Below are 13830 nucleotides of genomic sequence, written 5' to 3' on the forward strand. Positions count from 1 at the left end.
GTCAGGGAGGCTAGCGAGCGGCCTGACTTTGGTCAAGCGAAGTCAGCAGGTTTATAGTGGACGGGTGACAATCGCACTTGAGGGGCACTTCGCCGACCGTGACAGCTGGTCGATGCAGAACTGCCCGGTCGCGAGGACGCTGGCCGCGCTGGGCCCGCCGTCGGCGGTGCTCGTCCTCAGCGAGGCCTACTTCGGGACCAACCGGTTCGGCGACTTCGTCCGCAATCTGGAGATGACCGAATCGGCCGTGACCGCACGCCTGCGCCACCTCGTCGACGCCGGCCTGCTCAGCCGGGAGCCCTACCAGGAGCCCGGCCAGCGGACGCGCTACGAGTACCACCTGACGAAAATGGGCCAGGACCTCGCGCCGACCCTCGTCGGGCTCATGGAATGGGGCGAGACCTACCTGCCCGGCGAGGAGGGCCGCCAGGTCATGCTGACGCACGCCGGCTGCGGCGAGCCCGTGACGGCACAGGTCAGATGCGCGGACGGCCACGACGTAGGGGTGGACGAGATCATCATGCGCCCACCCCAGCCCGAGGAGGAGTGACCGGCCGCCGGGGGGCGGTCAGAGGCGGCGGCTGGAGCCGCCGGCGAGGCGTAGGGCGTGCTCGACCAGCGACACCAGCACCTGCTTCGCCGACACCGTGTGGCGCGCGTCGCACAGCAGGACGGGTACGTGCGGGTCGATGTCCAGCGCCATCCGGATCTCGGGCGGGTCGTAGCGTTCGGCGTCGTCGAAGCAGTTGACGGCGACGACGAACGGGGTGCCCTTCTGCTCGAAGTAGTCGATGGACGCGAAGCTCGCCATCAGCCGCCGCGTGTCCGCCAGGACGACAGCGCCGAGCGCTCCGCGCGACAGCTCGTTCCACATGAACCAGAACCGCTCCTGGCCCGGCGTCCCGAACAGGTAGATGGCGACGCCGTCGCGCAGGGTGATGCGGCCGAAGTCCATCGCCACGGTCGTGGTCGTCTTGGTGGCGACGCCGTCGAGGTCGTCCACGCCGACGCCGACGTCGGTCAGCGCCTCCTCGGTGCGCAGCGGCCGGATCTCGCTGACCGCACCGACCAGCGTCGTCTTCCCGACGCCGAACCCGCCGGCGACGAGGATCTTCAGCGCGACGCGCGGGCCGTCCAGCCGTTCGTCATGATCGGCGAGCCCGTCAGCGGGCGCGTCGGCGAGTCCGCCGGCGGGCGTATCCGGAGACTCCGGCGCGTGCTGAGCGTCCGGCTGGGTCGGGGGGTCAGAGCGCGCGGAGTTCATCGAGCACCCTCCTGAGCAGGTTCGGATCAGTGTGCGGCGCGCCCGCGTGCGGGCCGCCCGCCTGTGCGCTCGCGTGCGGTGCGCCCACGTGCGGCAGGCGCGTCTCGGGCAGGCCGGTGAGCGGGTCGCCGAGGGGCGCGGACCACCGCTGGACGTCCACGAGTCCCGAGTCGAGCAGATCGCCGACCAGGACCCTGATCACGCCGAGCGGCAGGTCGAGGTCCGAGGCCAGGTCGGCGAGCGCGTGCGGGCGGCGGCACAGCGCCAGCAGCCGCCGCTGGTGGCGGGACAGCCGGCCGGGATCGGCGGGCCGCCGGCCGGTCGCGACGAGGATCGCCACGATGTCCAGCGGCTCGCCGTTCGCCCGCGTGCGGCCGCGGGTCACCGCGTAGGGACGGACGATGGGTCCGGCGGCGGCGTCCAGCCACCGTTCCCTGCCCGGGCCCCCGTGATCGGGGGCGCCGGCCGCGTCGTCGCCGGGGTCCATCGCACGTCACCTGGTCCCTGGCCCGCCCGGCCCTGGCCCCGGCCCCGGCGACTGACCCGGACCTGGCGACTGACCTGGTCCTGGCGACTGACCTGGTCCTGGCGACTGACCTGGTGGCGGGCCTGGTGAGGGGCCTGGGCCGTTTTGCCTGACGCTCGTGGACAGCTGCCTGCCGACGCGCTTGACCAGCATCGTCATCTCGTAGGCGACGAGGCCCGCGTTCGCGCCGACCTCGCTGAGCAGGGCCAGGCAGCTGTTGGCCCCGGCGGGGACGACGAAGAACAGCCCGTCGTCCATCTCCACGAGGGTCTGCCGGATCTCGCCGGAGTCGAGCTGAGCCCGCGCCCCGGTCGCAAGGCTCTGGAATCCGGCCGCGAGCGCCGCCAGGTACTCGGCGTCCTCGCGGCCGACGCCCCGGGACATGCCCATGACGAGCCCGTCCCGCGACAGGACGACGACCTTGCGGACCTGCGGGACCCGGTCGACCAGATCGTCCAGGAGGAAGTTCAGCTCGGTCGCGACTCCCTGGCGGCTCATGATCGTCCTTCCGTGTCGTCCATCGGGTCCTCGTCGTCGTCCCTGCCGCGCAGCCATCCGGCCTGCAGCGAGGCGAACAGGTCGCGGGACGCCTCCGCCGAACGCGCCTCCCATGAGGCGACCGCGTCCTCGGGGGGCGCGTCCGCGGAGCCGGGTCCCGCGGCGAAGACTCCGGCTTGCGGGGCGGTGTCGCGCAGCTGCGGAGCGAGGTTGCCGCCGCGCACCCGGCGCGGCAGCGGCGTCCGTCCGCCGTTTCCCGCCCGCATCTGGGCTTGCGCTTGTGCCTGCGCCTCGCCGAAGGACGGGGGTGACTCGAAGGCGCCCGCCCCGCCGCCGTAAGGGTCGTGGCCGTAGGGCGGGATGTGGGGGCCCGCGGCCTGGAACGGGCGCGTCGCGTCGTACAGGGGCGTCCCGTATGGAGGGGTTTCGTGCGCCGGTGGTTCGTGCGCTGCTGGTTCATGCGGTGCTGGTGCTGGTTCGTACGACGGCGACGGCGGGGTCTCGTACGACGGCGGGGTCTCGTACCGCTCGTACGACGGCCGGTCCTCGGTGGACGGCGGCGCGTTGAACCCCGCCGCCGCGTCGTACGCCGGCGGATCCGCGAGGGAGGCCGACGCATCGGGCGGCGCGGTGTCGTCGTTAGGGGCGCTGACGGGGGCGGCGGTGTCGTAGGTCGGCGCGTTGAGCATCGCCGTGGACGCGGGCCCCTCCGGCACGGGCCAGGACTTCATCGAGCCGTTCCGCACGGACGCCCCGTTCTCCGCGCGGGCGGACGCCGAGCGGGCTACGGGGACGTGGCCGGAGCCGTCCTCGTCCTCGGGCTGGCCGGCGTCCACGATGAGCTCGCGCGGGATCAGCACGACCGCGCTGACTCCCCCGTACAGCGACGGCTGCAGCGCGACCCGGATGCCGTGCCGTCCGGCGAGGCGGGCGACGACGAACAGGCCGAGCCGGTCGGTGACGGCGAGGTCGAACTCGGGCGGCCGCGACAGGCGCAGGTTCAGCGCGTCGAGTTCGGACTGGTCGAGGCCGATGCCGCGGTCGATGACGTCCACGGCGAACCCGTTGGCGCCCATCTCGCCGCGGACGAGCACCTCGGTCGGCGCGGGCGAGAACACCGTGGCGTTCTCGATCAGCTCGGCGAGCAGGTGGATGATGTCGGCGACGGCCTCGCCGATCACCGCGGCCTGCCCGGACATCACGACGACCTCGACGCGCGTGTAGTCCTCGACCTCGGAGACGGCGGCGCGCAGCACGTCCTCGACGTGCACGGGCCTGCTCCAGCCGCGGCCCGGGGCCGTCCCGGACAGGATGACCAGGCCTTCCGCGTGCCGGCGCATGCGGGTGGTGAGATGGTCGAGGCGGAACAGGTCCTCGAGTGCCTTCGGGTCGGACGCGCCGCGCTCCATCTCGTCCAGCATGCGGAGCTGGCGGTGCAGCAGCGACTGGTTGCGCCACGCGACGTTGAGGAACACGCGGCTGATGCCCTGCCGCAGGTACGACTCGCGGACGGCGGTGTCGATGGCGGTGCGCTGCACCCGCGTGAACGCGTCGCCGACGCGGGCGACCTCCTTGGTCTTGCCGATGACGAGCGGCGGCACCTCGGCGTCGACGTCGACCTCCTCGCCGCGGCGCAGCCGGGCCACCACGGCGGGCAGCCGGTCCTCGGCGAGGTGCAGCGCGGCGCGCTGCAGCCCGCGCAGCTCGCGGGACAGGCTGCGCGCCGCCAGCAGCGACAGCACGACCGAGACGACCACGGCGAGCAGGCCGAACCCGGCCGCGAGGACGAGCCGGATGATGATCCGGTCCCCGATCGGCTTGGCCATCTCGTTCAGCGCCAGGCTCGCCTGCGTGACCTTCTGCGCCCACGCCTGGGACAGCAGCTGGGTGGTCGCCTGCCAGTCGGACGCCGCGGCGGGCAGCCGGTCGCCGCGCGCGCCGACGATCGCGGCCTCGGCGGCGCGGTACCGCTGGAAGCCGTCGGACGCGGCGAGCTGCTCCAGCGGCCCGCGGATCTCGGCGTTCAGGTCGGCGAGCCCGGCGTCGAACTCGCGTCGCCCCTCGGCCGCCCACTGGATGAACGCGGTGTGCTCGGCGGGCGTGAGCTGCCCGTTGCGCGCCATCGCGGCGGTGACGAGCGAGTCCTCGCGGAGCATGTAGGCGCGGGCGTTGCCGAGGCTGATCAGCGCGCGGCCCTGCGTCAGGATGGCGACGTCGTTGACCGTGACCAGCCCGTTGAAGACCTTGATGACCTCGTCCAGGACGGTGCTGTAGGCGTTGATGACGTCGAGCGGTTCGGCGCTTCCGGCGTCGACCTGGGCGCGCAGCGTCGGCAGCGTGTCCAGCGCCTTGATCGCGACGGCCAGGCGCCGCTTCGTCTCGGGTTCGGCCGCGTCGCGCGCCTCGGCCGACATCGCGGTCTTGCGGAAGGACGCCTCCACGGCGCCGGCCCGCACCCGCTGCGCGCCGAGCTTCTGCCTGTCCTTCGCGTCGCGGGTGCTGAGCGCGACGACGCTGAGGGACCGCTCGGCCTGGAGCTGGTTCACCAGGTGGATGCCGGGAAGGCCCATCTTCTCGTATGTGGTCGAGAAGTCGAACTTGTCGGACGCGTCGCCGACCGTGATGTTCGCGGCGAACGCCCACAGGGCGATGAGCGAGACCAGCGGGACCAGCAGCAGGGCCGTGATCCGCAGGCGGATCGGCCGCTTTCGCCTGTGCTCGCGGGCGGACGCATGGTGCGGAGACTCGCCGTATGGGGGCTCAGCGTGCGAAGGCTCGCTGTAGGGAGACTCGCTGTACGGGGGCTCATTGTTCGAGGCGGCCGCGTAGGGGTCCGCCGGCCGGCCTTCGCCAACCATCAGATCACAACCTCAAGCGGGGGAACGGGCCTCGAACCGTGGCCCGCTCTTTCGGTTTCTGGCTTGGCTCTTCGCTCTCGTCGGGCTCGCCGACCTCGTCGCGGATGGGGTCAGGGCCGCGCCTCGTCCAGGGCCGCGCGCGCGACCAGGCCGCGCAGGCGGCCGGTGATCTTCGCGACGGCACGGGCGTGCCCGTGCACGGCCTTCTCGCGCGTGGAGTACCGGCCGACGTCGGCGTGCATCGACAGATCGGACACGATCGTCTGCCACAGCAGCGGCCGCCCGTTCGCCGCGGATCCGAGGTCGATCACGGTGAACCAGGTCGACACGACCACCACGACGCCGCCGACGCGGATGACGTCCTGTGCCAGCAGGCGTCCCCGTACGTCCAGCAGAAGCCGCTGGGCCTCGTCGGAGGTGGCGCGTCTCCCGTCCGAGCGGTAGTAGTCAACGGACTGGTGCTTCTCAACCGACATGTGCTTCCCATCGCTGCGCGGGGTTGCGAGGAAAAGCGGGGCTCAGCGGCCGGGACGCGCGTCCCGCGGCCAGGCGCGGACCTCGCACCAGACGGCCTTGCCGGACGGCGTGTGATCGGTGCCGTGCCGCTCGGCCATGATCGCGACGAGGAACCAACCCCGTCCCGTCTCCTCCATGAGGTCGACGCCGCCACCGTCGGCGAACCGCGTCCGCGGCACGCCGGCGCTCTGGTCGTGGACCTCGATGCGGAGCCGGGTTCCGGCGCGCAGCAGCCGCAGCGACAGCGCCGAGCCGGGGACGGCGGCATGCCGGACGGCGTTGGTGACGAGCTCGGAGACCAGGACCTCCGCGTCGTCGCCGACGTGCCCGATCTCGGAGCCCGTGGTGACGGATCGGCTGAAGCGCCGGGCCTGGGGCACCGATTCATGCTCGGCGGGCAGCGCCAGCTCGCCCAGCAGGATCGGGGCGGCCGGTTCGGCGGGATCGTCCAGCATCGGCGGCCTGGGCGGATGGCTCGCGCCATTGGCCGCAGCCGCGCCGTTGGACGGGCCCGTGCCGTTGGGGACAGCCGTGTCGTTGGACGGGGCTGCGCCGTTGGGGGTAGCCGTGCCGCTGGACGTGGCCGTGTCGTTCGGTGGGGCTGTGCCGTTGGGTGGGGTGGTCAGGGTGTTAGGGAGTTCGATGGTGTGGTGTTCGCCCGACATGCTGAACGCCTCCTTGACTAAGGCGTGTCGCCCGGATCCAGCCCGGCCGGGACGCGGGGCTGGGAGGGGCTAGGGGGTTGGTGCGTGTGCCGCCGCCGTTCGGGCGTGCGGCGGCACGAGGGTCGAGGACGCGGGGCCGGCGACGCGCCGTGCACTCGGTCTCGACCGCGGGCACGACCTTGACGACGTGCACCGGCTTGACGACGTGCGCTGTCTTGACGACGTGCGCTGTCTTGACGCTGTGCACTGTCTTGGTCTGAGCGGTCTCGACCGGGTGGGCGGTCATGACGGTTCGCCTTCCTCGGCATGGGTGCCCGCCCGGGTGCGCAGCAGCCGGGCGGTGCTGGTGAACCACTCGTAGTTCTCCTGCTCGAAGCGCAGGCCGCGCATGCAGGTCAGATACGGGCCGACCGGGGAGCCGGTCCGCAGGAACGTCTCCTCGTCCAGGTCGCCGCGCAGGTGCTTCATGGTGTGCTCGAAGACCTCGATCTTGGCGGCGGACGCCACCGCCCGGTCTTCGAGCTGCGCGATGACGGCGGACGCGGAGATGTGGTCGACGGCCTGGACCATGGCGAGCAGGTTCTCGCGGATGATTCCGGGCTTGGCGGGGGTGGCGGCGAACCGTTCGAGCTCGTCGAGGCCGGCCTGCGTGACGGTGTACACGCGCTTGTTGGGACGGTCGTGCTGGATGACCTGCCGCCCGCTGATCAGACCTTCCGTCTCCAACCTCGACAGCTCGGAGTAGAGCTGCTGCGGTACGGCGTGCCAGAAGTTGGAGACCGACAAATCGAAGATCTTGGCCAGCTGGTAGCCGCTGTACTCGCCGTCGAGCAGCGCCGCCAGCACCGCGTGACGTAGCGCCATCGGCCTTCTCTCCCCGCCTTGACTCAGGGTGAACCCGACGGTAGCAGACAACGACATGAATAGTCATGCTTTTGACTAGGATTGGTTAGGGCGACTTTCCGGTCCGTTGAGAAGTTCCAGGTCGCCGGCGAGCCCGGTGATTTCTCCGTTCAGGAACGCGTCCCGGGTCTGGCGGCGCTGCGTCTTTCCGCTGGTCGTCCGGCGGACCGTGCCCCGTCCGGCCAGGACGACGCTCAGCGCGGGCAGCTCGAACGCGCGGGCGACCTCGGTCCTGATGAGGGACGCCAGCTCGTCCAGCGGCGTCCCGGCGGCGACCCTGGTGCTGATCTCCTGGACGATCACCACGTGTTCCTGGTCTCCGCCCTCGCCGAGGGTGAACGCCGCGCCGGTGAGCGCCGCCGGGTGGGCCGCGCCGGCGGCCTCCTCGATGTCGTGGGCGTGGACGTTGCGTCCGTTGACGATGATGAGGTCCTTGATCCGTCCGGTGACGAACAGTTCGCCGTCGGCGCGGAACCCGAGATCGCCCGTCCGGAGGTAGGGGCCCTCCCCCTCGGACGTGTGCGCGGCGAAGGTCTCGCGGCTCGCGGCCGGGTTCTCCCAATATCCCTGGGCGACGCTTCCGCCGCGGACCCAGATCTCCCCCACCTGCCCCTCCGGCAGCCGGGCGCGGGTCTCGGGATCGACGACGCCGACGTCCAGCGTGACGGGACGGCCGCAGCTCACCAGCCGCCGCGCACCCGTGCCTTCCGGGGCCGGGACGGCCTTGTCGAGGGTGAGGGCGTCGGCGTCGAAGTCGCGGACGACCGGGCCGGTGCCGAGGGGCGCGGCGGTGACGAGCAGCGTCGTCTCGGCCATTCCGTAGCAGGGCATCCACATGCCGGGCCGGAACCCGACCGGCGCGAAACGCTCGGTCATCCTCTCCAGCGTCGCGGCCCGGACGGGTTCGGCGCCGTTCTTGACGACGCGGAGGGACGACAGGTCCAGGCCGTCCAGCTGGCGGTCGGTGACGCGGCGCAGCGCCAGCTCGTACCCGAAGTTCGGCGCGACGGTGATCGTGCCGCGGTACCGGGTGATCAGCTCCAGCCACAGCACGGGACGTTTGACGAACGTGATCGGCGAGGTGAACACGTACCGGCAGCCGAGGTAGAGCGGCTGCAGGACCTGACCGACCAGGCCCATGTCGTGGTAGTGCGGCACCCAGCCGACCCCGACGGTGTCGGACGTCCCCTCGATGCGGCGCTTGATCTCCTCGCCGTTGCACAGCAGGTTCCCGTGGGTGACCATCACGCCTTTGGGTTCGCTGGTCGAGCCGGACGTGTACTGGAGGAAGGCGACCGTGTCCGGGCGGAATTCCGGCGGCGTCCAGAAGGCGGGGTCGGCGGGGTCGGCGTCGGACTCGGCGTCGGCGCTCTGGGTGTCGAGGGCGTGGACGCGTCGTTCCAGGTCGGCGCCGGCCAGCCAGTTCTCGACGGTGGCGCGGTGGGCGGTGTCGGTGAGGATGAGCGCTATGTCGGCGTCCTCGATGATCCGGCGGGTGCGTCCGAACCGTCCGGCGTCCAGGTCGGGCAGCGGCGCGGGGACGGCGATGGCGCGCGCGTACAGGCAGCCCAGGAACGCCGTAAGGAACTCCAGCCCCTCGGGATACAGCAGCAGGACGGCCCTGTCCTGCAAGCCGCGGGCCTGTAAGCGGCAGGCCAGCGCGCGGGCCTCGCGGTCGAGTTCCGCGAATCCGAGCACGTTCTCCTTGTATTTCCCGAGCCGTTCTTCGCTGATGAAGGTGAACGACCGGTCGTCGCCGTGAGCGTGGACGTTCTCCCGGACGAGCGACACGAAGTCCTGATGCTTCTGCATCGACGGTCACTCGTCCTTTGCGTCGGTCAGCTCTGCACCGGTCAGCTCCGCGTCGGCCAGGGACAGCAGTGAGAACCAGCGGCCTTCGTCGAAGTTGCGGAACATCGCGTCCTCCAGCGACGGGAGGAATTCCTCCGACAGCAGGGTGTCGGGCTGCGCGCGCTGGAGCAGGCGTTGCAGGCACAGCACCAGCCACTGCCCGTCGGCGAACGGCCCGCCGAACTGGTGACGGTTGTGCAGCCAGGTGAGGACGCAGGAGAACATCGCGTGCAGTTCGCAGTACCGCTTGGCACGCGCCAACGCAGCCACCGACGACGTGTCGCCGTCGCTCGCCCTGATGCCCTGCTCCACCTTGGCGCGCATGCCGCCGATGCCCGACATCAATTCCTTCAGTTCCGCGGCGACGCCGGGCGCGGCATGGGCGTTGGCCGCGGTCAGCAGCTCCTCCGACATCACGTCGAAGCGCTGGCCGATCTCGTCGCGGCCCTCGTTGGTGAGCTGGAGCAGGCGGCCGTCCGGGGTCCAGGCGGGGGGCGTCCGCGTCCAGGAGAACAGGTCGGCGAGCAGTTCGTCGGCGTCGGAATCACCCGGGCCGCCCGTCCCATCCGGCTGGTCGATCAGGAATGGGAGCTGACCTGCGACGTTGGCGAGGTTCACGTGCGTGGTGCCCTCGAAGATGCTCGCGATCGCGTGGTCGCGCTGCAGCTTCTGGAACACGCCGTGCGCCACGCCCTCGCGCAGGTAGCCGCGCGCGGCGAGGACCGTCCCAATGCTGGCCACGACCTCCTCGCCCAGAACCGGGACGAAGTACTTCACGATGGACGACCACAGGCTCAGCCGTCCGGGCGCGACCGTCAGGCAGCGCGCCACCGGGATCGCGACGCACTCGGCGATCAGCAGGTCCAGATGCGCTTTGACCAGATGGTCGCGGATGACGGGGATCTGGTAGATGTCCGAGCCGTAGAGGGTGCGGCGCCGCGAGTACTCCATCCCGATGCGCACCACCGCGTCCATCGTCCCGACCGACAGCGCGGCGATCGCCGTCCGGGTGATCTGCAGCGTCTTCAGCGTCTGGACGAGCCCGGACCCGCGCCGCCCGATCACCCGGTCGGCCGGGACGCGCGCCCCCGAGAACGCGACGCCGCTCAGGTCGTGGCCGCGGAGCCCGACCGTCCGCACCGGCGGCAGCGTCGACCACGTGTCCGGGTCGAGCTCGTTCTTGTCGACCAGGATGAGGGAGAAGTCACGCGCGCCGGTCTTGGCGTAGGTGGTCACGAAACGTCCGCGGGTGGCGTTGCCGACCGGCCATTTCGTCCCGGTCAGGACGAGGTCGTCGCCCTCGGGCTCGGCCTCCGACTCCGACGCCATCACATCGCTGCCGTGATCGGCCTCCGAGACGCCGAAGCAGGCCAGGTCGCCGTTCAGGACGCCGTCCGCGACCGTGCGGCGCTGCCGGTCGTCCCCCCACAGCCACACCGGGTTCACCGCCAGCAGCCCCGACCCGTACATCACCGCGACGGTCACGCTGCGGCGCGAGATGCCGCGCGTGACGAAGAACAGCTCCTCCAGCGTCGTCAGCCGCCCGCCGAGGCCGCTCGGCACCAGATACTTCGGGAAACCCCAGGCCCGGACGGTGTCGACCGCGCCCGGCGGAAGCTCGTCGCGCTCCTCCGCCTCCACGATCGCCTTGTAGGAGAAGGGCCCGGCGGCGTCGTCCATCGGGTCGCCGAGCCGGCCGTCCAGGTCGGCGGCGATGCGATGCGCGGGCGACAGGCCGGGCTCAAGAGGGTCGGGTCCGGGGGGCGGCGGCTCGGCGCGTCCGGGATGAGGCCGGAGCGGGGGGCGCGGCGCCGGGACGGCACTCGCCAGATCAACGGGGGTCGCGGGGGGAACGGGGTTCGCGGGGATCTTGCTGTCCATCTCTTCCTTCAACTCTCTAGAGGTGGGCCGGGCTCTAGTGCTGAACAGGGTCGGACGGGTCCCCCGATCCCTCCGCCGCCTCCATCCGCCGTCCGACCACCCGGGCGAGCGTCATCGCCGCGGGCAGGGGGCGGACCATGACGGTCAGTCCGGTGACCAGGCCGGTGTCGCCGAACCTGAGCAGGTCGAGCCCCTGGACGGCCTTCCCCGCCACCCGGGCCGTGAAGATCAGCGCCACCGCCGGGGGGCCGCCGCCCGCGGCGAGGCCGCCGGCCGGGGCGGGGCTCACCAGCTCGTCGGTGTACCGGAAGTCCTCGAAGACCTCCAGCAGGACGCCGAGCAGCGTGGCGACCGACTCGCGTCCCAGGTAGGGCCGCACCATCACCGGGCTGTGGAACTCGATGCCAGGGTCGAGCGCACTGGTGATCGCGGCGAGGTCTTTGGCCTCCACCGCCTTCCGGAACGTTCCGCGGGCCGTCACCTGAGCTGCTCCCTTCACCCGCCGTCGGACGGGTCAGTTCGTCGTCTGGGGCGGGACGGTGTCGGCGGGGGGCGCGCTGTCCGCAGAACCGGGCACGGAATCCGACGCGGGATCGGAAAGCGGCTGCCCGGACGAAGAGCTGGGTGAGGAGCCGGGCGGGGAGCTGGGCGGCGGGGTGGACGGGGAGCCGGGCGGGGAGCCGGGCGGGGAGCCGGGCGGGAGGGTGGCGAACGGGTGGGGGGTCGGGGCGGCGGCGCGGGCGAGGTCCTCGGCCCAGGCTCGGTAGCCCGCGGGGGACGGGTGGAAGCCGTCGGACGCGAACAGCCGGCGGTCGCGCGCCATCGACTCGTCCATCGGGGCGTGGACCGCGCCGCCCGCCACGGCCACGTCCCGCATGATCCGGTCCATGGTCCGGGCGCGCGCGCCGAGGACGAGGCGCAGCGGCTGCGGGATGGCCGGGAACCGGTGCACGGGCGGCATCCCCGCGACGACCAGGGTCGCGTCCGCGTACCTGCCGCGCAGGACGGCGACGAGGTCGGCCAGGTCGGCCGTCCACCTGCGCATCGGCCGCCGCCGGATCAGGTCGTTGATCCCCACGGTGACGACGACGAGGTCCAGGGCGGGGCCGAGGACGGGCGGGCCGGCCGCCGCCGGGACGAGGCCGGTCGCGACCCGGCGGGCCGTGGCGCCGTTCTCGCCGGTGACCGACCAGGCCACGCTCCGCCGCAGACGCTCCATCAGCGCCTCCGCGAGGAAGCCCGGCAGCGCCTCCGCGTGCTGCGACGCGCCCACCCCGGCGGCCGTGGACTCGCCGATCACCACGACCCGGAACGCCGGGCCGGCTCCCGGATCGGCCCCGGGGACGAAGCCGTGCTCGTCGCCCGTCGCGGGGTCCAGTCGCGGCGTGCGGCGCACCGTCCGCCATGCCTGGACGGCCAGGACCGGCGCGAGCGGGATGAGCATCATCGACTGGGGGACGCGGGGTCGCCGGCGTCCGTTCAAGAAGGTGAATGGATTCTTCATCTCTATCCCAGACTTCGAAAATTGGCCCCCGAGGCTCAGATCGCCCGCTCGCCGAGCAGGCTCCGTGCGATGTCCGCGATCACCTCCGCGACATAAGCGTGCCCTCTCGGGTTGAGGTGGATTCCATCGGCGCTCCACATCGCGGGGTCAGCGACTTTCGCCACCGATTCGCGCGCGGGAAAAGACATTCCGAACTCGCGCGCGGCGCGGCCGAGCTCCTCGTTGAAGTCGTGAATCCGCTGGACGGTGCGCTTCTTGCGGAACTGCGACATCGGGGCGAGATCGAGCAGCGGCGGGCGCGGCACCGGGATCGCGAGGGCGACCGCGCCGATGCCGGCGGCCCAGCCGAACAGCTCGTCCAGCCGGGCGGCGGCGTCCGGGCGCTCGAACCCGCGGAGCGCGTCGTTCATGCCGCAGCCGAGCACGACCAGGCCCGGCCGCAGCTCCCGGACGGCGGGAAGCTGGTCGCGGACCACGTCCTCGACCGTCGCGCCCGGGTCGGACGCGTTGAGCATCTCCTCGCGGGGAATGCCCAGGTGACGGGCAAGCCGCCCGGCCCAGCCGAGCCACCCGCCGGCGGGGTCGGGATCGTCCTGGCCCTCGGCCACGCTGTCGCCGAGCACCACCATGGCGGGCACGACCGCGCCGGTCACGAGGGCACTGCCCTCGGGGGCGCGAGCCTCGCGAACGCCGACCTCGGGGACGCCGGCCTCGCGGACGCCGCCGCCCATCACGCGCCGCCGCCCGGCGCACCGCCGCCCATCACGCGACGAGTTCGAGCAGGTAGTCGGTGAGGGCGGTCACCGTCTCCCGGCGCCTGGCCTCGGCCACGTCGACCTCGACCTGCAGGTGGTCCTCGATGTCGCTGATGATGCTGATGGCGTACACCGAGTCGACGCCATAGCGCGCGAGTTCCACCGTCGGATCGATGTTTTCAGCGGGCTTGTCGAGGTAGAAGGCGATCCTGTCAAGAAGCCACGATTGAAGCTCGTCGTGGGAAATTGTTTCCGATCTGGTCACCGCACTCCTCCTTATGTCAGAGGATCTTCGTAGCATTAGCGATTGCTATCGGAAGACGAGCAACACGCAAGATACAGGGAAATGGATGATGTGTCTCAGATCCAGATGTGAACGATCGGACACAACCATGTCTCCGTTCCGTAAATTATGTCAGTGGCATGGTAAAAACGGCGCATTGTTACCACTGGGTAACCCGTTCCGTTAAGGGACCCATCCGGAACCATGATCGGAAACCGCCGTCCCCCGCGTCCCACCGATCCGTTCCTTCTCCCGCGCCGCATCACGGCACGCGACCTGCGCCGTTCCCCAGCGGACCCGCGGCGAACCGGCAGCCGCCGCACCCG

The 13830-nt window shown here is 71.6% G+C and carries 14 protein-coding genes; 1 reads left to right on the top strand and 13 read right to left on the bottom strand.

Features of this window, described 5'->3' with window-relative positions:
• Positions 1 to 64: 64 nt before the first annotated feature.
• Positions 65 to 550 carry a helix-turn-helix domain-containing protein gene (locus tag ACH35V_RS26955; RefSeq protein ID WP_207934220.1) on the top strand — a complete coding sequence of 162 codons (486 nt, stop codon included), beginning with the start codon at positions 65 to 67 and terminating at the stop codon, positions 548 to 550.
• 18 nt (positions 551 to 568) lie between these two features.
• Here ACH35V_RS26955 and ACH35V_RS26960 read toward each other — a convergent pair whose 3' ends face one another.
• From ACH35V_RS26960 to ACH35V_RS27020, 13 genes are all read right to left on the bottom strand, one after another.
• The gene (locus tag ACH35V_RS26960; protein ID WP_395976198.1) at positions 569 to 1264 is read right to left on the bottom strand and encodes a GTP-binding protein; all 696 of its coding nucleotides are present in this window, start codon (positions 1262 to 1264) and stop codon (positions 569 to 571) included.
• Positions 1245 to 1751: a DUF742 domain-containing protein gene (locus ACH35V_RS26965; RefSeq protein WP_395976200.1), complete on the bottom strand. Its 507-nt coding sequence runs from the start codon at positions 1749 to 1751 to the stop codon at positions 1245 to 1247. The genes ACH35V_RS26960 and ACH35V_RS26965 overlap by 20 nt, the downstream gene beginning before the upstream one ends.
• A 6-nt stretch (positions 1752 to 1757) precedes the next feature.
• Positions 1758 to 2288: a roadblock/LC7 domain-containing protein gene (locus ACH35V_RS26970; protein WP_395976202.1), complete on the bottom strand. Its 531-nt coding sequence runs from the start codon at positions 2286 to 2288 to the stop codon at positions 1758 to 1760.
• Positions 2285 to 5146: a nitrate- and nitrite sensing domain-containing protein gene (locus ACH35V_RS26975; RefSeq protein WP_395976204.1), complete on the bottom strand. Its 2862-nt coding sequence runs from the start codon at positions 5144 to 5146 to the stop codon at positions 2285 to 2287. Before ACH35V_RS26975 ends, ACH35V_RS26970 begins: the two co-directional genes overlap by 4 nt.
• Before the next feature lie 110 nt (positions 5147 to 5256).
• The gene (locus ACH35V_RS26980; RefSeq protein WP_395976206.1) at positions 5257 to 5622 is read right to left on the bottom strand and encodes a hypothetical protein; all 366 of its coding nucleotides are present in this window, start codon (positions 5620 to 5622) and stop codon (positions 5257 to 5259) included.
• Between the two features lie 42 nt (positions 5623 to 5664).
• Positions 5665 to 6327, bottom strand: coding sequence for an ATP-binding protein (locus ACH35V_RS26985; RefSeq protein WP_395976208.1), 663 nt, complete (start codon positions 6325 to 6327; stop codon positions 5665 to 5667).
• 282 nt (positions 6328 to 6609) lie between these two features.
• Positions 6610 to 7191 (bottom strand): PadR family transcriptional regulator, encoded by a 582-nt coding sequence (locus ACH35V_RS26990; RefSeq protein ID WP_395976210.1) that lies wholly within the window; start codon positions 7189 to 7191, stop codon positions 6610 to 6612.
• Positions 7192 to 7266: 75 nt separating this feature from the next.
• Entirely contained in the window at positions 7267 to 9042 is a 1776-nt protein-coding gene (locus ACH35V_RS26995; protein ID WP_395976212.1) for a fatty acyl-AMP ligase, read from the bottom strand.
• Between the two features lie 6 nt (positions 9043 to 9048).
• Entirely contained in the window at positions 9049 to 10962 is a 1914-nt protein-coding gene (locus ACH35V_RS27000) for an acyl-CoA dehydrogenase family protein (protein WP_395976214.1), read from the bottom strand.
• A gap of 34 nt (positions 10963 to 10996) precedes the next feature.
• Complete coding sequence (locus ACH35V_RS27005) at positions 10997 to 11443, bottom strand: nuclear transport factor 2 family protein (protein WP_395976216.1); 447 nt, start codon at positions 11441 to 11443, stop codon at positions 10997 to 10999.
• Positions 11444 to 11476: 33 nt separating this feature from the next.
• Complete coding sequence (locus ACH35V_RS27010; protein ID WP_395976218.1) at positions 11477 to 12445, bottom strand: SGNH/GDSL hydrolase family protein; 969 nt, start codon at positions 12443 to 12445, stop codon at positions 11477 to 11479.
• 56 nt (positions 12446 to 12501) lie between these two features.
• Positions 12502 to 13197, bottom strand: coding sequence for an SGNH/GDSL hydrolase family protein (locus ACH35V_RS27015; protein ID WP_395976220.1), 696 nt, complete (start codon positions 13195 to 13197; stop codon positions 12502 to 12504).
• 31 nt (positions 13198 to 13228) lie between these two features.
• A complete protein-coding gene (locus tag ACH35V_RS27020) occupies positions 13229 to 13486 on the bottom strand; it encodes an acyl carrier protein (protein WP_395976222.1) in 258 nt (85 codons plus the stop codon).
• Between the last annotated feature and the right edge of the window lie 344 nt (positions 13487 to 13830).

It is taken from the genome of Actinomadura sp. 1N219 (genome assembly GCF_044326405.1).
Taxonomy (GTDB): Bacteria; Actinomycetota; Actinomycetes; order Streptosporangiales; family Streptosporangiaceae; genus Spirillospora.